The organism is Arthrobacter echini, assembly GCF_008107445.1.
Taxonomy (GTDB): domain Bacteria; phylum Actinomycetota; class Actinomycetes; order Actinomycetales; family Micrococcaceae; genus Arthrobacter_D; species Arthrobacter_D echini_A.
In genome coordinates this window covers 145650-167721 of sequence record NZ_VSLD01000003.1, presented here as the reverse complement: position 1 = coordinate 167721, position 22072 = coordinate 145650, and the positions used below count along the sequence as shown (strand labels likewise).

The following is a 22072-nucleotide window of genomic DNA, read 5'->3' as shown; positions in this document are numbered from 1 at the left end:
CCCTAGGAAAGACACCATGAAATCCCTCAAACACCTCTTCGGCGGCAACACCCGCCAGTTCGGGATGATCTTCGCCCTGGTCGCGCTCGTCGTGTTCTTCCAGTGGCGCACGGGCGGCAAGACGCTCACGTCCGTGAACATGATGAATCTGTTCAACGGCAACTCGTACATCCTGATCCTGGCGATCGGCATGGTGCTCGTCATCATCGCCGGGCACATCGACCTCTCCGTGGGCTCGATCGCCGCGTTCGTCGGCATCGTCGTCGCGATCGCCATGCGGGACTGGGGTATCCCCTGGTACCTCGGTGTCCTCCTCGGGCTGGTGCTCGGTATGCTGATCGGCGCATGGCAGGGCTTCTGGGTGGCGTATGTGGGCATACCGGCCTTCATCGTCACCCTCGCCGGCATGCTGTTGTTCCGGGGGGCCAATCAGCGGGTCGGCAACTCGCTCACCGTGCCCGTCCCCGAGGGCTTCCGGTATCTCGGCGCGGGCTACCTCCCCGAGATCGGTCCGACCACGGGCTACAACAACCTGACCCTGCTCATCGGCTTCGCCCTGGTGGCCTTCGTGGTCTACAACGAGTTCCGGGGGCGCCGCCGACTCGAGAAGATCAAGGCCCAGGTGCCTCCCAGCTGGGTCCCCGTGGTCAAGGTGGTCCTCCTCTCGGCCGTCATCCTCTACGCTACGTATCTCTTCGCGACGGGTCGCCCGGGTACGTCGTTCCCCGTCCCCGGCATCATCCTCGGGGTGCTCGTGATCATCTACGCGTTCGTCTCCAACAAGACGATCCTCGGTCGCCATGTCTACGCCGTCGGCGGCAACCGGCATGCAGCCGAGCTGTCGGGGGTCAAGAGCAAGCGGGTGAACTTCATGGTCATGATGAACATGTCCGTCCTCGCAGCCCTCGCCGGCATGATCTTCGTGGGCCGCTCCACCGCGTCCGGCCCCTCCGACGGCGTCGGCTGGGAACTCGACGCCATTGCCGCCGTCTTCATCGGCGGCGCCGCGGTCACCGGCGGCGTGGGCACCGTAGTGGGCTCCATCATCGGTGGACTCGTCATGGCCGTCCTCAACAACGGCCTCCAGCTGCTCGGCGCGGGGGCGGACGACACCCAGATCATCAAGGGTCTCGTCCTGCTCGTCGCCGTCGCCTTCGACGTCTTCAACAAGAGCCAGGGCAAGCCCTCCATCATCGGCCTGCTCACCAGGAATCTCGGCGGAGGCGGCGGTACGAGGAAGACCGACGCAGACGCTCCGAACCCGGCGCCCACCGAACAGGCCGTCGGGACCAAGGAAGTCATCTCCCACGACGTCTAGCTCCGGTTCCGGCCGGATGCGCAGACCCCCTACGCTTCACCCGTCCATCACAGAAAGAGAATGCAATGCGCAAATTCGCACAATCCCTCGCAGCTATCGCTGCGATCTCGGCACTGACGCTGACAGGCTGTGGCCGTGAGGAAGCGGCCCCCGCCACGGACGACAGCAGCGCGGCGACCAGCGGCTTCGACGCCGGCGCCGGCATCGGCGTCGCCCTCCCGCAGAAGACCTCGGAGAACTGGGTCCTCGCGGAACAGCTCTTCAACGACGGTCTCACCGAGGCCGGGTACGAGCCGGATGTCCAGTTCGCCAACAGCGGTGTCTCGGAGCAGCAGAACCAGATCAGCTCCATGATCACCAACGGCGTGAAGGTGCTCGTGGTCGGAGCGATCGACGGCGCACAGCTCGGAACGCAGCTCCAACAGGCCAAGGACGCCGGGATCACGGTCATCGCGTACGACCGCCTCCTGACCAACACGGAGAATGTGGACTACTACGTGGCCTACGACAACTTCCAGGTCGGTGAGCTCCAGGGCCAGGCCCTGCTCGACGGCATGGAGGCCGCCAAGCCCGAGGGCCCCTACAACATCGAGCTCTTCGCCGGCTCGCCCGACGACGCCAATGCGAAGGTCTTCTTCGACGGCGCCATGAGCATCCTGCAGCCGGAGATCGACAACGGCAACGTCGTCGTCGTATCGGGCCAGGAGACCTTCGACCAGGCCGTCACGCAGGGCTGGAAGGCCGAGAACGCGCAGAAGCGCATGGACACGCTCCTCTCCGGCAATTACGGCTCCACCGAGCTCGACGGCGTCCTCTCCCCCAACGACACCCTCGCCCGCGCCATCCTGACCTCGGTGGAAGGCGCCGGCAAGGAACTGCCCGTGGTCACGGGACAGGACTCCGAGGTGGAGTCCGTGAAGTCGATCATGGCCGGCAAGCAGTACTCCACCATCAACAAGGACACCAGTGCCCTCGTGGAGCACGCGATCGAGATGGTGAACAATCTGCAGGCCGGCGAGGAACTCGAGATCAATGACCCCGATTCCTACGACAACGGCGTGAAGACCGTTCCGGCCTATCTCCTCGAGCCGCAGATCGTCACGAAGGAGAACGCGGCGGAGGCCTACGCGAACAACCCGGCGCTCGCTGAGCTGACCAAGTAGCACGATCCACCGGCCCACGGGCCGGTTCAGGAGCGCCCCGGCCATCGGCCGGGGCGCTCCTGGCATTCTGGGGTCCCGCCCGTCCTCGGTGGAGGGTCCGCACCGGCGGCGAGGATGGACGCCGGACCGGGCAGCCGCAAGGATGGTGCCATGAAACCCCACCGCATAGTCCCTGCCCCCTGCGCCGGAGCAGGCGCGCCGAGCCCCCTGTCCGCCACCGGCCGTCCCCTGAAGTGGGGCGTCGTCTCCACCGGCCGCATCGCGCAGAAGGTGACGGGCGATCTGGCCCTGCTCGAGGACGCCGTCCTCCACGCCGTCAGCTCCCGCAGCTCCGACAGCGCTGCCGCCTTCGCCGCCCGCTTCGGCTTCTCCACGAGCTACGGGGACGACGGCGGGACGGCCGGCTACCAGCGGCTCATGGAAGACCCGGAGGTGGATGTCGTCTATATCGCCACGCCCCACGGCCAGCACTTCGAGGTGGCCCGGGCCGCGCTGCACGCCGGCAAGCACGTCCTGTGCGAGAAGTCCTTCACCATCAATGCGGCCGAGGCCCAGGAGCTCGCGGACCTCGCCGCGGAGCGCGGACTGTTCCTCATGGAGGCGGTCTGGACCCGCTTCCTGCCCAGTGTCACCCGCGCCTGGGATCTCATCGACGCCGGTGTACTGGGTGAGATCCGGTGGATCCAGGCCGATCTCGGTTTCACGGCGCCGCAGGATCCCACCAGCCGCCTGTGGGATCCCGCTGCAGGCGGAGGAGCGCTGCTCGATCTGACCGTCTATCCGCTGACCTGGGCCCTGGGGTCCCTGGGCTTCCCCGACTCGGTCTCGGCCGTCGGGACCCTGAACGACGACGGCGTGGACGTCCAGAATGTCCTCACCCTGGGCTACGACAGCGGCGCCTTCGCCCAACTCTCCTCGTCGTTCGTCTCGTCCTGTCCCGGCCAGGCGACCATCAGCGGGTCGAAGGGGTGGCTGCGGACCGGAGGCAAGCTCAACAATCCCAGCGAACTCGTCATCACCGTGGATCAGGAGGAACCCCGCACCGAGCGCTTCGAGCAGATCGGCGCCGGCTACGCCCATGAGCTCCGCGAGGTCACCCGCTGCGTGCAGGAGGGTCTGACCGAGAGTCCCACCATGCCCGTCGGAGACACCCTCCGGACCCTGCGCCTCTTCGACGACGCACGCTCGCAGCTCGGCGTACGGTATCCGAACGACGACGCCTGATCGTCCCGCCGCCCACGCGTGATGCCCCTCCGCGTCCGGACGGTCCGAGGGCCACCGGCCGGCCCAGCGCACTGGACCGGCCGGTGGTTCGTCCTAGGGTGTGAGGACCCTACGGCGTGAGGATCGCCAGCACCTCGGAGAGCTTCGCCGACGGACGCATCACCCGCGTGACCCGCTCGACGTCGGGGTGGAAGTACCCGCCGATCTCCGCGGGGGAACCCTGCACGGCGAGCAGTTCGGCCGTGATGGTGTCCTCGTTGCCGGTCAGGGCCTCGGCGACGAGCGAGAAGCTCTCCGCCAGGGCGGCATCCTGCTCCTGCCGCGCCAGCTCCTCGGCCCAGTAGCGGGCCAGGAAGTAGTGGCTGCCCCGGTTGTCGATCTCGCCGACCTTCCGGCTGGGCGACTTGTTCTCCAGCAGGAAGGTCCCCGTGGCGCGGTCCAGGGTGTCCGCAAGGATCTGGGCGCGCTCGTTCCCGGTGGTGGTGGCCAGGTGTTCGAAGCTGACGGCGAGGGCCAGGAACTCCCCCAGGCTGTCCCAGCGCAGATGGTTCTCCCTGATGAGCTGCTGCACGTGCTTCGGAGCCGATCCGCCCGCGCCGGTCTCGAACAGCCCGCCGCCGTTCATGAGCGGCACCACCGAGAGCATCTTGGCGCTGGTCCCGAGTTCGAGGATGGGGAAGAGGTCCGTCAGGTAGTCGCGGAGCACATTGCCCGTGACGGAGATGGTGTCCTCGCCCCGGCGGAGCCGCTCGAGCGTGAACGCCGTCGCGTCCTCGGGCGTCATGATCTCGAGCGTCACGTCGTCGGTGGTGTGCTCCGCCAGGTACTCGGTGACCTTGGTGATGAGATTCGCATCGTGCGCTCGGTGCTTGTCGAGCCAGAACACTGCCGGCGTCGCGGAGGCCCGGGCACGGGTGACGGCGAGCTTCACCCAGTCGAGGATCGCGGCGTCCTTGGTCTGGCAGGCACGCCAGATGTCACCCGGGGAGACATCGTGCTCGATCAGCACGGTGCCCTCGGCGTCGACCACCTGGACCTTGCCCTCCGACTGGATCTCGAAGGTCTTGTCGTGGCTGCCGTACTCCTCGGCGGCCTGGGCCATGAGGCCCACGTTCGGCACGGTCCCCATGGTGGTGGGATCGAAGGCCCCGTTGGCGCGGCAGTCGTCGACGACCACCTGGTACACCCCGGCGTAACTGCTGTCGGGGATGACGGCGAGGGTGTCGGCCTCCTCGCCGTCGGGGCCCCACATGTGGCCGGAGCTGCGGATCATGGCCGGCATGGACGCGTCGACGATCACGTCGCTGGGCACGTGAAGATTGGTGATGCCCCTGTCGGAGTCGACCATCGCGATGCTCGGGCCGTCCGCCATCCCCTGGTCGATAGCCTGCTGGACCCCCTCACGGACGTCGTCGGGCAGCGTGTCGAGGCCACCGAGGATCGAGGCCAGCCCGTTGTTCGGGCTGAGGCCCGCGGCCGCGAGCTGCTCGCCGTAGGTCTCGAAGAGCTCGGGCAGAAAGGCGCGGACCACGTGACCGAAGATGATCGGGTCCGAGACCTTCATCATGGTGGCCTTCAGGTGGGCCGAGAACAGCACGCCCTCCTCCTTGGCCCGGGCCACCTGTGCCTTCAGGAAGGTGTTGAGCGCACCCGCCCGCATGACCGTACCGTCGACCACTTCTCCCTCGAGCACCGGGAAGGAGCTCTTCAGCTCGGTGACGGCGCCGTCGGCCCCGAGGTGGCGGATGCTGATGCTGCCGTCCGCGGCGATGATGACGGACTGCTCGTTGGAGCGGAAGTCGTCGCTCGTCATGTGCGCCACGTCGGTCTTCGACTCCGGCGACCAGGCACCCATGCTGTGGGGGTTCTGGCGCGCGTAGTTCTTCACCGAGGCCGGCGCACGCCGATCCGAGTTGCCCTCGCGGAGCACGGGATTCACCGCGCTGCCCTTGACCTTGTCGTAGCGCGCGCGGATCTCCTTCTCGGCGTCCGTGGCCGGGTGGTCCGGGTAGTCCGGCAGCGCGTAGCCCTGGCTCTGGAGCTCGGCGACGGCGGCCTTGAGCTGAGGTACCGAGGCGCTGATGTTCGGGAGCTTGATGATGTTGGCCTCCGGCGTCTTCGCCAGGGCTCCGAGTTCGGCGAGTGCATCGGCTTGTCGCTGGTCCTCGGTGAGGTGGTCCCCGAAGAGGGCGATGATGCGGCCCGAGAGCGAGATGTCCCGCACTTCGACCTCCACACCTGCCGTGGACGCGAATGCCTCGATGATCGGCAGGAACGAGTAAGTGGCCAGCATCGGCGCTTCGTCGGTGTGGGTGTAGATGATCGTGGACATGGGTGGCATCTCCTGCAGTGCGTTGCGGTGTGCGGTCTGGTGGGGCGAACCCGTCGGCTCCAACCTATCGCGTCGCCCGCCGGCGGGCGGCCCGGGAACGCAGACGGGGTGAGGTGTGAGGGCAGGCGGGCGTCAGTGGTGGAAGTGGCGTGCCCCGGTGAGGTACAGCGTCACTCCCGCCGCGTTCGCGGCGTCGATCACTTCCTGGTCGCGGACCGAACCGCCGGGCTGCACGACGGCGCGGACACCGGCGTCGAGCAGGATCTGCAGTCCGTCGGCGAAGGGGAAGAAGGCGTCCGAGGCGGCCACGGAGCCGCGTGCCCGTTCGGAATCGGTGAGCGTGTTGGCCCGCTCGACGGCGAGGCGGCAGGAATCCACCCGGTTGACCTGTCCCATGCCGATGCCCACCGAGGCGCCGTCGTGGGCCAGGAGGATGGCATTGGACTTCACGGCGCGGCACGCTTTCCAGGCGAAGACGAGATCGGCGAGCGTGGCGTGGTCGGCGGCGTCGCCCGCGGCGAGGGTCCAGGCGTGTGGGTCGTCGCCGTCGGCCTGCAGTGTGTCCGCGACCTGCATGAGGACTCCCCCGGAAACCTGACGGAGCTCCATGGGGTTCCGGCCGTAGCCCTCGGGAAGGGTCAGCAGCCGGATGTTCTTCTTTCGGCTGAGGATCTCCACGGCCTCGCTGGAGAACGACGGCGCGATCACGACCTCCGTGAAGATGTCCTTCACCGTCTCGGCCATGCCGGCGGTGACCTCGCGATTGGCGGCGATCACCCCGCCGAAGGCCGAGACCGGGTCGCAGGCGTGCGCCTTCGCATGGGCGTCCGCGATCGGGTCCTGGGCGTCGGCCGAGCCGACGGCGACGCCGCACGGATTGGCGTGCTTGACGATCGCGACGGCGGGCTCGTCGAAGTCGAAAGCGGCGCGGAGGGCCGCATCGGCGTCCACCACGTTGTTGTAGCTCAGGGCCTTGCCGTGGAGCTGGTCCGCCTGGGCGATGCCCGGCGTGGCCCCCTTCTCGACGTAGAGGGCCGCCCGCTGGTGCGGGTTCTCGCCGTACCGCAGCACTTCTGAGCGCTCCAGCGCCAGGCCAGCGTAGCCCGGCCAGGTCACGCCCTCCCCGCTCGCGTCGTCCTCCACGTCGAGGTGCTCCGCCGTCCAGGAGGCCACCGCCGTGTCGTAGGCGGCGGTGTGCGCGAACGCGCGTGCCGCAAGCCGGCGTCGGGCACCCAGCTCGAAGCCGCCCTCGCCGGCCGCGGTGATCACGTCGCCGTACCGTGCCGGATCGACCACGACGGCGACGGACGGATGGTTCTTCGCTGCGGAGCGGACCATCGCCGGCCCGCCGATGTCAATCTGCTCGACGACGGCGTCGGGCTCCGCGCCCGAGCGCACCGTCTCCACGAAGGGATAGAGATTCACGACGACGAGGTCGAACGCCTCGATGCCCAGTTCGGTGAGCTGCTCCACGTGCTCGGGGCGCCGGCGATCGGCGAGGATCCCGGCGTGGACGCCCGGGTGGAGGGTCTTCACGCGCCCGTCGAGGGTCTCCTGGAACCCCGTCACCTCGGACACCTCCATCACGGGCACGCCGGCGGCGGCGATCCGCCGCGCCGTCGACCCGGTGGAGACGATGGACACGCCGGCGCGGTGCAGGCCCTGCGCGAGCTCCTCCAGACCGGTCTTGTCGAACACCGAGATCAGGGCTCGGCGGATGGGTACACGGTCGAGATGGTCAGGGCTCACGCGGGTCTCCGTCGATAGGGCGTCGTTAGGGCTCGGACGAGTCTATCGGTGCGGGTGCGCGTCGCCACGAGCACCGAGACCGCAGGTATGACCGACCGGAGGCCCCGACCGTGGTCATTTCTGCGGTCTCGACGCCGCTCAGGCAGGGCCACGTGACCCCAGCGCCCGCCGGATCCTGGCCACGGCCTCCTGGCGCCGCGACCCCAGGTGGATCTTCGTGAAGCGGAGGACGGCCCACCCCAGGGCCTGCAGGCGTTCGTCGCGCTCGATGTCGTGCGCCCACTGTCGGGCATCGGTCAGATGGTGCTCGCCCTCGTACTCGAGAGCGAGCCTGTGAGCCCTGTACTGCAGATCCGGGCGGGAGATCCTGCGCCCGTTGTCGTCGACGATCCACTCGTTCACCTCCGGTTCGGGCAGTCCCGCTCCGACGATGAGCAGGCGGAGTCGGCTCTCGGGCGCCGAGTCGACCCCCGGCCGCAGCAGCGGCAGGGCTTTCCTGGCCAGCGCGACACCACGGGCACCGGAGCGTGAAGCGAGCGTCGTCGTGAGTTCCTGCAACCCAGCCAGCGGATTCGGCAGTACTATCACCGCCGGCAGCAGCGGCGCATCAGGACGCCGAAGGAGCGCATCCCCTGCCGCGACGAGCTCCGTCAGGGACAGCTGCGCTGCGAGATCGCACCAGGTCCGTGCAGGAGACGTGAGCGGGACCCCGTAGGCGGTGACGACGTCAGCCGCCCGCAACCGGGACACGTGTCCGACGACCCCCTGCCGCCTGGGGTGGGCCGCTCCGGCCGGGCGCGTGAGATGGATCGGCGCCTTCAGCGGCTGCCGCGGCAACGGCAACCCCCAGAGCGTCGCGGCGGTCGTGTGGCTCGCGACGGTACCCGGGACCAGCCCACTCAGGCAGGCGACGACGTCGGACAGTTCGGGCGCAGACCCGGCGAACGAACGGACGCTCCTCGATGAGCGGTTGAATGCGGTGCGGCGCATCACGTGAGGGGGCAGCCCGAGCTCACGAGCCGTCTCGACGCTGAAGCACCGCAGGAGGTGGAGCCGCAGGAGGCCTTCGGCGTGGGGATCGACCGTCATGCACCCATGGTGGGCGTCACGGACCCGTGGGAGGAGTTGTCCACAGCGCTCCGGCCGCCCTCAGCGTCGACATCGCAGATATGCCCGGCCGGAGCCCGAAGCGCAGTCATTTCTGCGGTCTCGGCGGAGGGAAGAAGGAGCGGACCTGGCAGCGGTACAGTTCTCGCAGGAACCCGCCCCTTCACGAAGGCATCATGAGCATCAATACTCAGCTACCCACAGGCGACCAGGTGGTCCAGGAGCTCCCCTGGCGCTGGAAGGTCCAGGGCAAGATCTTTCTCATCGGCGGTCTCGGCTTCATGTTCGATGCCTGGGACGTCACACTCAACGCCTATCTGATCCCCCTGCTGATCGGCGACTGGGGCATCTCCCCCGGCCAGGCGGCGTGGATCGCGACGTCGAACCTGATCGGGATGGCCGTCGGAGCGTTCGTGTGGGGTTCCGTGGCGGATCTGATCGGAAGGAAGAAGGCGTTCACGCTCACACTCCTCGTCTTCTCCATCTTCACGGTCCTCGGCGCCTTCTCCCCGGACATCCTCTGGTTCTGCGCCTTCCGGTTCCTCGCCGGCTTCGGGCTCGGCGGCTGTATCCCCGTGGACTACGCGCTCGTGGGCGAGTTCACCCCGCGGCGCCAGCGCGGCCGCGTCCTCACCGCCATGGACGCGTGGTGGCCCATCGGCGCCTTCCTCTGCGGCATCGTCACGACGGCGGTCGTCGGTACCACCGGTGACTGGCGGTACGCGATGCTCGTGATGGTCCTCCCGGCGCTACTGGTGTTCTGGGTCCGCCGGGGAGTCCCGGAATCCCCCCTCTTCCTCGTGCAGCGCGGTCGCCCGGAGGAGGCCCGCGCCGTCATCGACGAGCTCGTGGAGCGCACCGGCGGCGAGCAGCGAGCGTGGCGCCTGCCCGATCCGGAACAGACCCCCAAGCTGTCCCTCGGCAACGTCTCGAGCCAGCTCACAGGACTGTGGCGGTACAACTGGCGCATCACCCTGACGGCCTGGAGCCTGTTCCTGACCATCCTCCTCGTGTACTACGGGGCACTGACCTGGATGCCGCGCATCCTCATCAGTTCCGGCTACGCGCAGTCGGTCGCCTTCATCACCACCACCTTCATGACGGGCGTGGGCTTCCTCGGCGTCGTCGCCGCGGCCCTCCTCGTGGAACGTGTGGGACGCAAGTGGCTCCTGGCCATCACCGGGCCGGGCTCCGCCCTCCTCCTGGTCGCCTTCGCCCTGACACTGGACCTGCCGATGGTCGCGACGGCGTGGCTGCTGGCCTTCGGCTTCGTGGTCCAGGTGGCCATCCCGGTGCTCTACACCTACGTCTCGGAGCTGTACCCCACCGAACTCCGGGCGAGCGGCTTCGGCTGGGCCTCGACCATCTCCCGCATCGGGGCAGGTCTGGTGCCGCTGATCTTCGGCACCCTGCTGTGGCCCTACCTGGGCCTGCCGCTCACGTTCGCGATCATCGGCGGCCTGGTTCTCCTCGCCGTGCTCTTCATGGCCTTCAACGCACCCGAGACGCGGCGCGCCAGACTGGACTGAACCGGCGGGTCTACAGCCAGCGGTTCCGCCGGAATGCCCAGTAGAGGCCGCCGCCGAGCGCAATCATGAGGACGATCGCGAACGGGTACCCGAGTTGCCAGTGCAGCTCGGGCATCAGGTCGAAGTTCATGCCGTAGATCGAGGCGATCAGGGTCGGCGCGAAGAGGATGGCGGCCCAGGAGGAGATGCGCTTGACCTGCTCGCCCTGCGTCAGCGAGGTCTCCGTCAGCCGCGTCATCTCCTCGTTCTGCCGCTGGGCCACGAGCGTGGAGTGCACGGTCAGGGCATTCTGCAGCAGTGTGCGGAACGTATTGATGCGCTCGACGACGCGGATCACGTGGTCCTGGACATCGCGCAGGTTCCGCGCGAGCTCATCATCCATCCGATATTTCCTGGCGCCGCTGAGCAGCCCGTCCAGCATGTCCTGCAGGGGCTGGGTGGCCCGCTGGAACTCGATGACCTCACGGTGGAGCTGGTAGATCCGCCGGGAGACGTCCGGGGCTCCACCGAAGAGGTCGTTCTCGATCTCGTCGACGTCGTTCTCGAGCCCCTGCACCACGGGCTTGTACTCGTCCACCACCTGGTCGAGCAGGGCGTAGAGGACGGCCTGCGGCCCGGCGGCGAGCAGTTCGGGGTCGGCCTCGAGCCTGCTCCGCACCACACCGAGATCGGGTGATTCGGCGTGGCGGATGGTGACGACGAAATCCTGCCCGATGAACAGGTGCAGCTCTCCGAACTCCACCTTCTCCTCCGCGTCGAGATAGCGTGCCGGCCGCAGGACCACGAACAACGTGTCACCGTAGCGCTCCAGCTTGGCACGCTGGTGACCGTTGGTGGCGTCCTCGACGGCAAGGGGATGCAGCCCGAACTCGGCCTCGACGGCGGCGATCTCCTCGCGATCGGGCCGGTAGAGGCCGATCCACGCCATCCCGCCGCTCTCGCGCATCAGCTCGAAGGTCCGGTCGAGATCCTGGGGCGCGATCCGCTTCTTCCCGTCCACGTAGACGGCATTGGTGATCAGTGGCATCTCAGGCTCCCGTATCCGTGCCGCGTCCGGCGAGGTCGGCGAGCGTCGCAATGAGCAGCCGGCGCTCCTCGATCTTGATGCGCTCGTGCAGCGTCTGCTCCGTGTCGTCGGGCCGGACGGCGACGGCGGCCTGGGCGAGGATGGGGCCGGTGTCCACGCCGGCGTCGGCGATCATGACCGTGCATCCCGTGATCCTGACGCCGTGCGCCAGGGCGTCACGCACCGCGTGGGCGCCGGGGAAGCTCGGCAGGAGGGCGGGGTGGGTATTGAGATAGCGGTCCGGGAACCGGTCCAGGAACTGCTGGTCCACGATCCGCATGAAACCCGAGGACACCACGTAGTCAGGCGCGTACCCGGCGACGGCGTCGGTGAGCGCCAGGTTCCACTGCGAGCGCTGCGGATACTCCCGGAAGTCCACCTCGAAGGTGGGGATACCGGCGTCGGCCGCCCGCCGGACGCCCCCGGTCCCGGTCCGGTCCGCTCCGACGGCGGCGACGGTGATGGGCAGGGAGCCGTCGGCGACCGCGTCGAGTACGGCCTGGAGGTTCGACCCGCTGCCGGAGACGAGGACTACGATGCGCATGGATCAACCTTAGGGTCTGCCCTCGCCTAGGGTTGAACCATGCCGACGGAGATCAGATGACGCAGCAGGGCACGGGACGAGGCGGACCGGAGCGCCCCGGGAACGGGCGGCAGGAGCCCGACGACGTCGTCGCCTCACGCCGGACGTCCGCTCGGCTGTGGCTGCGGCTGTTCGGCCTGGCGCTCCTCGGAGGCGTGCTGCTGGGATCCCTGGTGCTGCCGTGGAAGGTGCTCACGCTCCTGGTCTCGGTGTTCGCCGTTGCCGCCGGCGTCGTCGCCCTGATCAAGGTGATCGGCGCGAAGCTGCCCCGCCTCGTGGTGCTGGCCACCTCGATCGGCCTCGTGTCTGCCGTCGTCCTGACAGTCGGGACGGCCGTGTCGGTGCTGCTCTGGCCCGTCACGCAGCACTACGAGGACTGCATGTCGCGCGCCCTGACCCTGCAGGCCAGGAGCGACTGCGAGGACGCACTGCGCAAGTTCGAGACCGCGGGGTAGCGCCGGGTATCAGCGACGCCGCGGCTGCCGCTCCAGGAGGGACCCGACGGCGTGACCGAGGACAGCGCCCACCGCGACCTCGAGCGCGAGCCATGCTCCGAGCAGGAGCGGGTCGGGGCCGAGCTCCGTGAACCGTCCGAGTCCCAGCGAGGCACGCGAGACGAGTGCCACGAGAGCGCCGCCGAGGCCCGCCGTGATGCCGATGAACACGGCGAGCGCCAGGGTGGACGCCGTCGCCGTCAGCCACCGCTGCCGGCTCTTGAGAACGAGCCACTCGTCGAGGTGGTTCTCCCCCTCGCGGAAGAACCACCACCCGGCCAGAGCCCCGGCGAGGACGGGGACGGCCAGGGCGGCATACCCGTAGTGGAGCGTGCCCGCGGGCAGCGCTCCGAGGACGGGGATGGCCGGCAGCGGCCCCACGGTGCTCGCCAGCGGCGTGAGGGAGCTCCCGGTACCCAGGGCGAAGCCGGCGCCGGTGGTCCAGGACATGGTCCAGAGTGCCAGATTGGGCAGGAATCCCAGCTGGAGCAGAGTCAGGACGGAGGCCCCGGCGACCCCGCCGTCGAGCCTCTCGTAGATGGCCGCGATCCCCGCCCAGTTCAGCCCGATCGTCACCGCGAGCAGGGCGGCCGACAGGCCCGCCGCCACGAGGACGGCGAGGGCGCCCGAGCGGAGGACGGACCAGGCGTAGGAACCCGCCCAGCGGGAGTGCTGGCTCGCGCGGCCGACTGCTGTCGCGAGGTCCACCCCGACCACCCGGCTCCAGGTGCCGGCGCGATGGTGGGCTCCCGCGATCAGACCCACGCCTGCGGACACCGGGGGAATAAGCGCTCCGGCCAGCAGGGAGGCGGAGGCCTCGGGCGTGCTCGACAGGTAGGCCACGCCCATGCCTGCCGCGGCGTAGGTCAGGAGCGCCCCGAGCAGGCCCTGCCAGAGCTGGTCCGAGGAAGCCCGGGCCAGGCGTCGCCCGGCACGCCAGGCCAGCAGCAGCGGTACGAGGACCAGGCCGAGGGGAATCGCGTGGAGCAGTCCCGTCACTGCGTCCTCCCCCGCGACGACCGGCGGGAAGCGGAGGACCAGGGGCACCCCGTGCATCACGAGCCACCCCTGACCGGCCAGCCGGGCAACGGAATCGATGGTGCGGTCGGCAAGACCCCCGGAGAGCCAGACGGCAGCGACCGGGACGATCACGACCAGCGCCGAGATCAGGGCGGCCTGCCCGAGCTCCAGCACGCCCTGCAGCCACAGCGGCATCGGGAGGGTATGGGGTTTGGTGGGGAGTTTCATCCCCTCCATGGTGCCATCGGCGAGCCGCCCGGCCCGCACGTCCCCTCCGGCGGGCGTGCTCACGCCACGATGTCGATGGTTCCCTTGACGACGGCGAGTCCGGCCCCGACGAAGGCGATCACGATCACGAACAGGCGTGCATGGTCGTCGCGGACGAACCGACCCAGTTTCTCGCCCAGGTAGATCCCCGCCACGATGACCAGACCGATCGCCGCCCACATCCACGGAGCGAGGACCGGCGCCTGTGCTGGGTCGAGCAGGAACTTGGTGATGAGCGTGACCAGCCCGATGCAGACGAAGAACGGTTGCAGCGTTGCCGCGAAGGGGCGCTGGGGCCACCGGGAGAGCACGGCGTAGGCGCTCACCGCGGGTCCGCCGACCCCCGCCATGGAGTTGGTGAGCCCGGCCGCGAAGCCGGCGAACGCCTTCGGCGCGTTGCCCCGGACCACCACCTCGGTGCGCTGGAGCACGAGCGAGAGTGTCAGTGCCACCAGGACGATCACCCCGACGGTGACCGACAGGGGTGCGGAGGGCACGGCGACGGCGAGGAAGGAGCCGGGGATGGACCCCGCGAGGGACGGTACCACCAGCCAACGGAACATGCTCCAGTCGATGTCCTTCCACACCCGGCCCACGATGATGGACGAGGACACGACCGCGCAGGCGTTGACCAGGAGGATCCCCTCGTGGGGGCCGAGGATGATGACGAGGAACGGTGAGATCAGCAGCGCGAAGCCGAGACCGGCGATGCGCTGCGCCACCGCCCCCACCAGGATGGAGGCGAGCACGATGAAGAAGATGCCGAGAGCCACCCGCTCACACTACGCAACCACCCGCCCACTCCGCCGTCCACCGGATGACGGGCCCGGTGGACGGCCCGTCACCGGCGGTAGCCTGTCCGTATGACAGCAACCTCCGCCCTGGCCACGGCCGACTGGCGCCGGCGCGTCTTCGGTCTCTACGCCGACGTCCGCGCATGCGCTGTCACCGAATCGCCCGAGACCGCCCATGCCCTGTGGCGGCGGGGACGCGACGAGCTGTTCCGCGCCCACCCCGCCTCCGCCCTGGATGCCGGTGCCCGGTCCACCTTCACGGGCCTCGCCGTGGCGCCCTATGACCCCGCCTTCCGCTTCGAGGCACCTGTGGCCCCCGAGGGGGAGGGCGAGATCATGGAGGTGCCGACCGGCACGGACGGCGTCGTCCCGTTCCGCCGGCTCGGCTCCCTCACGCTGCAGGGGCTGGGCACTCTGGGCCTGTGGAAACTGGCCTCCTACGGCGGCGGACTGTTCCTGCCCCTGCACGATCAGAGCGCGGGGAAGCCCGGCGGTACATACGGCGGCGGGCGCTACGTCCTGGACACCATCAAGGGCGCGCATCTGGGTGAGGGGCGGGCCCCCAACAGCCTCGTGGTCGATCTGAACTTCGCCTACAACCCGTCCTGTGCCTATGACGAGGAGTGGGCGTGCCCGCTACCAGGGCCGGCCAATCGGCTCGCGAGCGAGGTCCCGGTCGGCGAGCTGTACCGGGACTACCGATAGCGAACCCCCGCACCACGCGGGCGGCGCGCCGTACGGACGACCTCGTCCTCGTACCTCCCCGATGTCGCCGAATCGTTGGCCCGGAATGCTGGACTGGTCCAGGCCGAAACGGTATGGTGCCCCTTCGCACGTCGACGACCGGGCCAGGCTCTATCATGGGAAGCACGCATCCATACTCCAGGAGGTTCCGATCACAGACACGGCTGCCCAACACGACATCTACTTCGGAGCACCCGAGCCGGAGAATGAAGCCGAGATCCTCGCCTCGGCGTCTCGCGCGGCGGTCGCCCGGTTCGAAGGCCGCTCGGACATCACGACGGTCAAGCGCCGCTTCACCCTGATCAACCAGGACCGCACGCCGCAGCAGGCCATGGTGGAGGATCTCCTGTTCATCCGCACCGCGCTGGACACCGCCGGCATCGACTTCCTGCTCGTCCGCGGGAACGACCAGCGTCCGGTGATCGCCGTCGACCTCGACAACCGCGAACGGCTCCGAGCCGCCCTGGTGGAGGCCTGCCGTGACGAACCCTTCTACTCCCGCACGGTCGACACGAAGCGCCGCACCACGCTCCTGGTCAGTGACGGGCGGCTCTCCAGCAGTGAGAAGGCGAGGATCTTCCGGCTCTTCCGTCCGCGCATCGAGCCGCTCGGCGGTCTCGCCTACGGGCCCTCGGCCGGCGTGCAGATCGAGCTGTGGACCCTCGGCGAGACGGCGATCGAACTCCCGGTGGAGAACTCGCTGACCCGGCGCACTCTCCCCGCGGCCGAATTCGTGCGCGGGGAGGTGGAACGGCACGGGCTCAGCTGGCCCACGATCGACAACATGTTCGCCGACCACGCCACCGACATCGACTTCGATATCGACCTGGTCTACTCCTGGGTGGACGGCAGCAGCCCCGAGTACCGGGCTGCCCGCGCGGCCCGCATGCAGGGCGTGACGGTCGGCGAGGGCGACGACCACGAGGCACGCTTCCGGCAGATCGACGAGCTCAAGTACACCCTGCGCTCCGTCTACATGTTCGCGCCCTGGGTGCGCCGCATCTTCATCGCGACCGATTCAGAGCGCCCCGCCTGGCTGGCCGAGCATCCGTCCGTCACCTTCGTGCCCTCGGAGGAGCACTTCCTGGACACCTCCGTGCTGCCGACCCACAACTCGCAGGCCGTCGAGGCGCAACTCCAGCACATCCCCGGGCTCTCCGAGCACTTCCTCTACTCCAATGACGACATGTTCTTCGGCCGACCTGTCGCACCGGACCTCTTTTTCTCCCCCGGGGGCATCACCAAGTTCATCGAGGCCGACACGCGCATCGGCCTCGGGGAGAACGACGCCGAGCGCAGCGGCTTCGAGAACGCCGCGCGCGTCAACCGGCGCCTGCTGCACGAGCGGTTCGGCCGCATCACCACGAGGCACCTCGAGCACGCGGTCACGCCCCTGCGCAAGAGTGTCCTGCTCGAGATGGAGGCGGAGTTCTCCGCCGAGTTCGCGGCGACAGCGGCGTCCCGCTTCCGCGCCAAGGACAACATCTCGGTGACCAACTCGCTGTACCACTACTACGCGCTCCTCACCGGCCGGGCCGTCACGCAGGAGTCGGCGCGGGTGAAGTACGTGGACACCACGGCACGTTCGGAGCTGAAGAGCCTGAACAAGATGCTCGACAAACGGAACCGGGATCTCTTCTGCCTCAATGACGGCAGCACCTCCGACATCCCGGCTGACGAGCGTGCCCAGCTGGTCACCGAGTTCCTCGAGAAGTACTTCCCCGTCAAGGCCCCCTGGGAAGTCTGAGCGGGCCCCCGCACGACCACAAGTGGCGGGGGCAGATGCACGCGCCGTAGGCTCTCACGCGGACCACTATCAGCAGCGAAAGGCATCACCATGGGTTTCCGCCCCAGTCACATCCCGCTCCGCCTCATCACGGGGGCCTTCATCCTCAACTCCGGTCTCGGGAAGACAGGCCTCGACGAGGGCACCGCCGGCTACCTGCAGTCGGTGGCCGCCACGGCGTTCCCCCAGGCCGCCCAACTCGAGGCCGGCCAGTTCGGCAAGCTCCTCGCCTCCTCCGAGATCATCGTCGGGTCCGCGCTGCTCGCCCCGTTCATCCCCAGCAGGCTCGCGGGCCTGGGCCTCCTCGCCTTCTCGGCCGGGATGATGACGATGTACTTCCGCACCCCGGAGCTGACGGAGAAGGACGGCATCCGACCCACACAGGACGGCATCGCCGTCGCGAAGGACAGCTGGATGGTCGCCATCGCGCTCGCGCTGGTGCTCGATCGCAAGAAGAAGTAACCCGGAGCCCGGCGTCCCGAGCGGGCGCCGGGCACCCCGGTCCACGAGCAGACAGGATCTCCCGCATGTGCGGACGCTTTGTGATCGCCGGTTCGAAGGCTGATCTCGTCGACGCCTTCGACGTCGACGAGACGGTCACCGCCGAGGTGGAACGTTCCTGGAACGTCGCTCCGACCGACGTCGTGCAGCTCGTGGTCGAGCGGCTCCACCCGGAGACCGGGGAACTGACGAGGCGGCTCGAACCGGCACGCTGGGGACTCATTCCCTCCTGGGCGAAGTCCGCGTCCGTGGGGGCCCGGATGATCAACGCGCGCAGCGAAACTGTCCTGGAGAAACCCTCCTTCCGCGCCGCTGCGCTCCGCCGCCGCGCGATCGTTCCCGCGGACGGTTACTACGAGTGGCGGAGGAACGACGACGGCTCGAAGACGCCTATCTACCTGCACGGCCCCGACACCACGCACTTGGGGTTCGCCGGACTGTACGAGTTCTGGCGCGACCCCTCGACGGTCTCGGCAGCGGAGCCGCAGGGCACCTGGGTGGTCAGCTGCACCATCATCACCCGCCCTGCCAGTGACGCGCTCGACCGGATCCACGACCGCACGCCGGTCATCGTGCCGGCGGCGCTGTACAGCGAGTGGCTGGATCCCCGCACCGACTCGCGGCCCGCGGTCCAGGAACTGCTCGACGCCATCCCCGACCCGCACCTCGTGCCGCGCGTCGTCGGGAGCCGGGTGGGATCCGTGCGGAACAATGGACCGGACCTCATCGAACCGCTGCCGGACGAGTCCGACGACCAACGATCACCTGAGGAGACCTCCCCATGACGAACGCATCAGACACCAAGGCCGAGACCGGATCCGATCAGGACCGGCGTCAGACGCTGGTGATCATGGGCGCCAGGGGCGACCTGACCTCCCGATTGCTCCTGCCGGGGCTGGGGGGCCTGATCGGCGGGTCATCCCTACGCGACCTCCTGCTGATCGGCACCGGACGAGGATCCTGGAGCCAGGACGAATGGCAGTCGGTGGTCGCGGAGTCATTGGCCGCAGGCAACGCAGACGGTCCGGCGATCGATGCCATAGCGCAGAACGCGAGATATCTCAGGACCGACATCACCGACGAGGGCGATCTGCAGAGGCTGCTGGCTGCCGGAGAGGGCCGCATCACCCTGTACTTCGCCCTTCCGCCTGCACCGACCATCGAGGCGTGCAAGGTCCTGGCGCGGATCGGGGTCCCCGAGGGCACGCAGCTGGTGCTCGAGAAGCCCTTCGGTTCGGATCAGGCAAGCGCGAGCGCCCTGAACGAGGTGCTCCACGGCATGGTTCCGGAGGACGACGTCTACCGTGTGGACCACTTCCTCGGCATGTCAACCGTGTTGAACATCCTGGGGATCCGTTTCGCCAACCGGGTGGTGGAGCCCCTCTTGACCTCGGAGCACGTCGCCGCCGTCGACATCCTGTTCGAGGAGACCCTCGGACTGGAGGGTCGGGCCGGGTTCTACGACGGCACCGGCGCGATGCGTGACATGATCCAGAACCATCTGCTGCAGGTCCTCACACTCGTGGCCATGCAACCACCGGCGACCCTCGATGTGGTGGACCTCCAGGACGCCCAGGCCCAGGTGCTGCGGGCCACCACCGTGTGGGAGGACGACCCCGGCCGCTACAGCCGTCGCGCCCGGTATACCGCAGGCGACGTGGGCGGGAAGTCCCTGCCCTCCTACGTCGACGAGGACGGGATCGACCCCGAACACCGGACCGAGACGCTGGCCGAGGTGGTGTTCGCCGTCAATACCTGGCGGTGGGCCGGCGTTCCCTTCCGCGTGCGGTCGGGCAAGGCGATCGGCTCTCCGCGGCAGGAGGTGGTGGTGACCTTCAAGGATCCGCAGCGGGTTCCCGGAGGACTCGGTGGAGCGATCGAACCCAACCGGCTGCGCATCGGTCTGGGCCCCCGCAGTGTCGGGCTCGAGCTGAACATCAATGGAGCCGGCGACCCGTTCACCACCTCATCGGCAGCCCTCGACGCCGGCTTCGGACCGGGGGATCTGCTGGAGTACGGGGAGGTTCTCAAGGGAGTCCTGAGCGACGGGAAGCCCCTGTCGGTGCGGGACGACAGTTCGGTCGAGGCCTGGCGGATCGTCGAACCGGTGGTCGACGTGTGGCAGGACGCCACTGTGCCGCTCGACGAGTACCGCGCCGGGACGTCGGGACCACAGAGCTGGGAGCAACTTCCCTGACCGTTCGGTAGGTCGGTCCGCTTCCGCGCAGGATCCGGTCCGGTGAGCCGGATCGGGGTGGAACCAGGAGAATCAGGAGCACCGCATGAAGATCAGCTGGACCCAGTCGATCGGTTCCGCGCTGGGAGCCGTCTCCTCCGCGGTACTGCTGTCGACGCTGGGCGTCGCCGGGACGTTGATCGGGGCTGCGCTCGGCAGCCTCGTCATCACGATCGGCGGGGCGCTGTACTCCAGGTCTCTGCAGGTGACCAAGGAACGGGTCCTGCAGACCGCGGATCGCGCCCGATCGAGCCGCAGCGGACCGGATGGTGTTCCGCCCGACTTCCAGGACGACGACGCGCCGTCACCGCCCGTTGGGGAGGACACCGCACCCGTCGCCGTCTCCTGGCAGCGAAGACTCCGCACGCTCCCGTGGAAGCGAGTCCTGGGGACGGGTGCGGCGGTCTTCGCCATCGCGATGGCGTTGATCCTGGCCTTCGAACTCACCACCGGCCGCCCGGTCTCCTCCTACACCGGCGGCAGCAGCAAGACCGAGAGCGGCACGTCGATCCCGGGCTTCGGCGGCTCTCCTGGTTCCGGGACGGACGAGGAGAGCCCCCGGCCAGAAGGTCCTCAGGAAGACACGACCCCGGACCCGCAGCAGGACGGGACCAACCAGGACGAGGCCACGCCGGACGAGACCAGCGAGGACCCGGTCACACCGGGGCCGGGTGTACCGACGTCCCCGCAGGAGGAGGCCCCGCAGGCTCCGCAACCGCAGGATGACGCTCCACAGCAGGATCCGCCGGCAGACGTTGCGCCGGGTCCGCAGCAGCAGGACGACCCCGGATAGCACGCACGATGGCGTCGGTCGACAGCGCTTCGGGCGTTGAGGCGTGGCGCGCCGGAGCATCAGCACGCCGAACCGAACCGTGACGAGGCTATACGCTGAAGCGCATGGGCTCGACGAAGCATCAAACGATCATGGGATTTGCCCGCACCACCGCCAGGCGCGCTGCCCTGGCGGTGGTCTCGGCGCAGGTCGTCGTGATCGGGGGGCTCGTGGCCGTGGATGCCTACCAGAAGCGGCAGCGCACCAAGCGCGAGGGCTTTCCCCAACCCGGGACCTTCAGCACGACCATCGGCGAGACCGCGACCACCGTCTACACCTACGGCGAGGATCTTTTCGACGCGATGATCGGGGCGATCGACGGGGCCGAGCACCAGGTTCTGCTCGAGACGTACATCTGGAAGGGTGACGCCGTCGGCGCCCGCTTCCGGGATGCCGTCAACAGGGCGGCGGAGCGCGGCGTGAAGGTCTTCGTCATCTACGACGGATTCGCGAATCTGGTGGTCAGGCCGTCCTTCTACTCGTGGCACCCGCTCGTCAACGCCTATCGCTTCCCCGTGCTCCGCCTCTCCATCCTCTTCACCAATATCCGCGGCACGGGGCTGGACCACCGGAAGCTGCTGGTGGTCGACGACGAGGTCGGATTCGTGGGCGGATACAATATCGGCTCCCTGTACGCGACCAAGTGGCGCGACACGCACCTCGAGGTCCGCGGCCCGAGCGTCTGGGATCTGCGGGAGGCGTTCGTCGGCTTCTGGAATCTGCGCGCGAGGGCCGGCCGGACCGAGTTGCCCGATCTCAGTGCCACCTTCTGGGAACCCCGGATCCGCGCGGTGAACAACATCCCGGCGAATCTCGTGTTCCCCATCCGCGGGATGTACCTCGACGCGATCAACCGCGCCCAGCGGCACATCTTCATGACCACGGCCTACTTCATCCCGGACCGCCAGATCCTCGATGCACTGCTCAGGGCGAGCCGGCGCGGGGTGGACGTGCGCGTCCTCCTGCCGGAGGACTCCAACCACGTGGTCTCGGACTGGCTGTCACGCGGCTTCTACTCGTCGCTGATCGGTGCCGGGGTGCAGATCCTGCTGTACCAGAACTCCATGATCCATGCGAAGACCGCGACGATCGACGGCCAGTGGAGCACGGTGGGAACCGCCAATATCGACCGGCTCAGCCTCACGGGGAACTACGAGATCAATCTCGAGATCTTCGACCAGGAGCTCGCGGCCATCATGGAGAACATCTTCGAGGTCGATTCCTCGAACAGCCGTGTGCTGACGGAGGAGGAATGGGACCGCCGCCACTTCGTGGCCCGCGCGAGCGAGATCATCCTCGCCCCCCTGCGCCCGTTCCTGTAGTCGGC

At 68.5% G+C, this 22072-nt stretch carries 19 protein-coding genes; 12 read left to right on the top strand and 7 right to left on the bottom strand.

All coding sequences use genetic code 11. The annotated features are described in order from the left end of the window. Positions 1-16 precede the first annotated feature (16 nt). The 3 genes from mmsB (at position 17) to FQ377_RS07785 (ending at position 3705) form a co-directional block, all read left to right on the top strand. On the top strand, positions 17-1318 hold the full coding sequence (gene mmsB / locus FQ377_RS07795) for a multiple monosaccharide ABC transporter permease (protein WP_148600692.1): 1302 nt from the start codon (positions 17-19) through the stop codon (positions 1316-1318). A 65-nt stretch (positions 1319-1383) separates the two neighbouring features. Further along, positions 1384-2481: a substrate-binding domain-containing protein gene (locus tag FQ377_RS07790; protein WP_148600691.1), complete on the top strand. Its 1098-nt coding sequence runs from the start codon at positions 1384-1386 to the stop codon at positions 2479-2481. Positions 2482-2631: 150 nt separating this feature from the next. Next, on the top strand, positions 2632-3705 hold the full coding sequence (locus FQ377_RS07785; protein WP_148600690.1) for a Gfo/Idh/MocA family protein: 1074 nt from the start codon (positions 2632-2634) through the stop codon (positions 3703-3705). A gap of 109 nt (positions 3706-3814) precedes the next feature. Here the strand turns inward: FQ377_RS07785 and FQ377_RS07780 are convergent, their stop codons facing one another. The 3 genes from FQ377_RS07780 to FQ377_RS07770 form a co-directional block, all read right to left on the bottom strand. Then, the gene (locus tag FQ377_RS07780) at positions 3815-6037 is read right to left on the bottom strand and encodes an NADP-dependent isocitrate dehydrogenase (protein WP_148600689.1); all 2223 of its coding nucleotides are present in this window, start codon (positions 6035-6037) and stop codon (positions 3815-3817) included. Positions 6038-6169: 132 nt separating this feature from the next. Continuing rightward, positions 6170-7786, bottom strand: coding sequence for a bifunctional phosphoribosylaminoimidazolecarboxamide formyltransferase/IMP cyclohydrolase (gene purH, locus FQ377_RS07775; RefSeq protein ID WP_148600688.1), 1617 nt, complete (start codon positions 7784-7786; stop codon positions 6170-6172). A gap of 138 nt (positions 7787-7924) precedes the next feature. Further along, entirely contained in the window at positions 7925-8875 is a 951-nt protein-coding gene (locus FQ377_RS07770) for an endonuclease domain-containing protein (protein ID WP_148600687.1), read from the bottom strand. A 194-nt stretch (positions 8876-9069) separates the two neighbouring features. On the opposite strand from FQ377_RS07770, the gene FQ377_RS07765 reads away from it, so the two are divergent. Then, on the top strand, positions 9070-10422 hold the full coding sequence (locus tag FQ377_RS07765; protein ID WP_148600686.1) for an MFS transporter: 1353 nt from the start codon (positions 9070-9072) through the stop codon (positions 10420-10422). A 10-nt stretch (positions 10423-10432) separates the two neighbouring features. Here FQ377_RS07765 and corA read toward each other — a convergent pair whose 3' ends face one another. Together corA and purN are read right to left on the bottom strand one after the other, a co-directional pair. After that, complete coding sequence (gene corA, locus FQ377_RS07760) at positions 10433-11449, bottom strand: magnesium/cobalt transporter CorA (RefSeq protein WP_148600685.1); 1017 nt, start codon at positions 11447-11449, stop codon at positions 10433-10435. Between the two features lies 1 nt (position 11450). Beyond that, the gene (purN, locus tag FQ377_RS07755; protein ID WP_148600684.1) at positions 11451-12032 is read right to left on the bottom strand and encodes a phosphoribosylglycinamide formyltransferase; all 582 of its coding nucleotides are present in this window, start codon (positions 12030-12032) and stop codon (positions 11451-11453) included. Positions 12033-12088: 56 nt separating this feature from the next. On the opposite strand from purN, the gene FQ377_RS07750 reads away from it, so the two are divergent. Then, positions 12089-12526 (top strand): hypothetical protein, encoded by a 438-nt coding sequence (locus tag FQ377_RS07750; RefSeq protein WP_148600683.1) that lies wholly within the window; start codon positions 12089-12091, stop codon positions 12524-12526. Between the two features lie 9 nt (positions 12527-12535). Here FQ377_RS07750 and FQ377_RS07745 read toward each other — a convergent pair whose 3' ends face one another. Continuing rightward, on the bottom strand, positions 12536-13813 hold the full coding sequence (locus FQ377_RS07745) for a cell division protein PerM (RefSeq protein ID WP_148600954.1): 1278 nt from the start codon (positions 13811-13813) through the stop codon (positions 12536-12538). Positions 13814-13872: 59 nt separating this feature from the next. Then, on the bottom strand, positions 13873-14625 hold the full coding sequence (locus FQ377_RS07740) for a sulfite exporter TauE/SafE family protein (RefSeq protein WP_148600682.1): 753 nt from the start codon (positions 14623-14625) through the stop codon (positions 13873-13875). A 90-nt stretch (positions 14626-14715) separates the two neighbouring features. On the opposite strand from FQ377_RS07740, the gene FQ377_RS07735 reads away from it, so the two are divergent. The 7 genes from FQ377_RS07735 to FQ377_RS07705 all read left to right on the top strand — a co-directional run bounded on the left by FQ377_RS07735 (position 14716) and on the right by FQ377_RS07705 (position 22067). After that, entirely contained in the window at positions 14716-15351 is a 636-nt protein-coding gene (locus tag FQ377_RS07735) for a DUF1684 domain-containing protein (RefSeq protein ID WP_148600681.1), read from the top strand. 85 nt (positions 15352-15436) lie between these two features. Next, entirely contained in the window at positions 15437-17137 is a 1701-nt protein-coding gene (locus tag FQ377_RS07730) for a stealth family protein (RefSeq protein ID WP_148600680.1), read from the top strand. 90 nt (positions 17138-17227) lie between these two features. After that, the gene (locus tag FQ377_RS07725; RefSeq protein ID WP_148600679.1) at positions 17228-17638 is read left to right on the top strand and encodes a hypothetical protein; all 411 of its coding nucleotides are present in this window, start codon (positions 17228-17230) and stop codon (positions 17636-17638) included. Between the two features lie 65 nt (positions 17639-17703). Next, on the top strand, positions 17704-18462 hold the full coding sequence (locus FQ377_RS07720) for an SOS response-associated peptidase (RefSeq protein ID WP_148600678.1): 759 nt from the start codon (positions 17704-17706) through the stop codon (positions 18460-18462). Beyond that, positions 18459-19874 carry a glucose-6-phosphate dehydrogenase gene (locus FQ377_RS07715; protein WP_148600677.1) on the top strand — a complete coding sequence of 472 codons (1416 nt, stop codon included), beginning with the start codon at positions 18459-18461 and terminating at the stop codon, positions 19872-19874. Before FQ377_RS07720 ends, FQ377_RS07715 begins: the two co-directional genes overlap by 4 nt. Before the next feature lie 85 nt (positions 19875-19959). Continuing rightward, the gene (locus FQ377_RS07710; RefSeq protein ID WP_148600676.1) at positions 19960-20706 is read left to right on the top strand and encodes a hypothetical protein; all 747 of its coding nucleotides are present in this window, start codon (positions 19960-19962) and stop codon (positions 20704-20706) included. A gap of 131 nt (positions 20707-20837) precedes the next feature. Beyond that, entirely contained in the window at positions 20838-22067 is a 1230-nt protein-coding gene (locus FQ377_RS07705; protein ID WP_262364336.1) for a phospholipase D-like domain-containing protein, read from the top strand. Positions 22068-22072: the final 5 nt, after the last annotated feature.

Excerpts from the sequence above, each read along its gene's own strand:
- mmsB (WP_148600692.1), top strand. The coding sequence starts at position 17 with ATGAAATCCCTCAAACACCTCTTCGGCGGCAACACCCGCCAGTTCGGG.
- FQ377_RS07790 (WP_148600691.1), top strand. The coding sequence starts at position 1,384 with ATGCGCAAATTCGCACAATCCCTCGCAGCTATCGCTGCGATCTCGGCA.
- FQ377_RS07785 (WP_148600690.1), top strand. The coding sequence starts at position 2,632 with ATGAAACCCCACCGCATAGTCCCTGCCCCCTGCGCCGGAGCAGGCGCG.
- FQ377_RS07780 (WP_148600689.1), bottom strand. The coding sequence starts at position 6,037 with ATGTCCACGATCATCTACACCCACACCGACGAAGCGCCGATGCTGGCC.
- FQ377_RS07770 (WP_148600687.1), bottom strand. The coding sequence starts at position 8,875 with ATGACGGTCGATCCCCACGCCGAAGGCCTCCTGCGGCTCCACCTCCTG.
- FQ377_RS07765 (WP_148600686.1), top strand. The coding sequence starts at position 9,070 with ATGAGCATCAATACTCAGCTACCCACAGGCGACCAGGTGGTCCAGGAG.
- corA (WP_148600685.1), bottom strand. The coding sequence starts at position 11,449 with ATGCCACTGATCACCAATGCCGTCTACGTGGACGGGAAGAAGCGGATC.
- purN (WP_148600684.1), bottom strand. The coding sequence starts at position 12,032 with ATGCGCATCGTAGTCCTCGTCTCCGGCAGCGGGTCGAACCTCCAGGCC.
- FQ377_RS07750 (WP_148600683.1), top strand. The coding sequence starts at position 12,089 with ATGACGCAGCAGGGCACGGGACGAGGCGGACCGGAGCGCCCCGGGAAC.
- FQ377_RS07745 (WP_148600954.1), bottom strand. The coding sequence starts at position 13,813 with ATGAAACTCCCCACCAAACCCCATACCCTCCCGATGCCGCTGTGGCTG.
- FQ377_RS07735 (WP_148600681.1), top strand. The coding sequence starts at position 14,716 with ATGACAGCAACCTCCGCCCTGGCCACGGCCGACTGGCGCCGGCGCGTC.
- FQ377_RS07730 (WP_148600680.1), top strand. The coding sequence starts at position 15,437 with ATGCTGGACTGGTCCAGGCCGAAACGGTATGGTGCCCCTTCGCACGTC.
- FQ377_RS07725 (WP_148600679.1), top strand. The coding sequence starts at position 17,228 with ATGGGTTTCCGCCCCAGTCACATCCCGCTCCGCCTCATCACGGGGGCC.
- FQ377_RS07720 (WP_148600678.1), top strand. The coding sequence starts at position 17,704 with ATGTGCGGACGCTTTGTGATCGCCGGTTCGAAGGCTGATCTCGTCGAC.
- FQ377_RS07715 (WP_148600677.1), top strand. The coding sequence starts at position 18,459 with ATGACGAACGCATCAGACACCAAGGCCGAGACCGGATCCGATCAGGAC.
- FQ377_RS07710 (WP_148600676.1), top strand. The coding sequence starts at position 19,960 with ATGAAGATCAGCTGGACCCAGTCGATCGGTTCCGCGCTGGGAGCCGTC.
- FQ377_RS07705 (WP_262364336.1), top strand. The coding sequence starts at position 20,838 with ATGGGATTTGCCCGCACCACCGCCAGGCGCGCTGCCCTGGCGGTGGTC.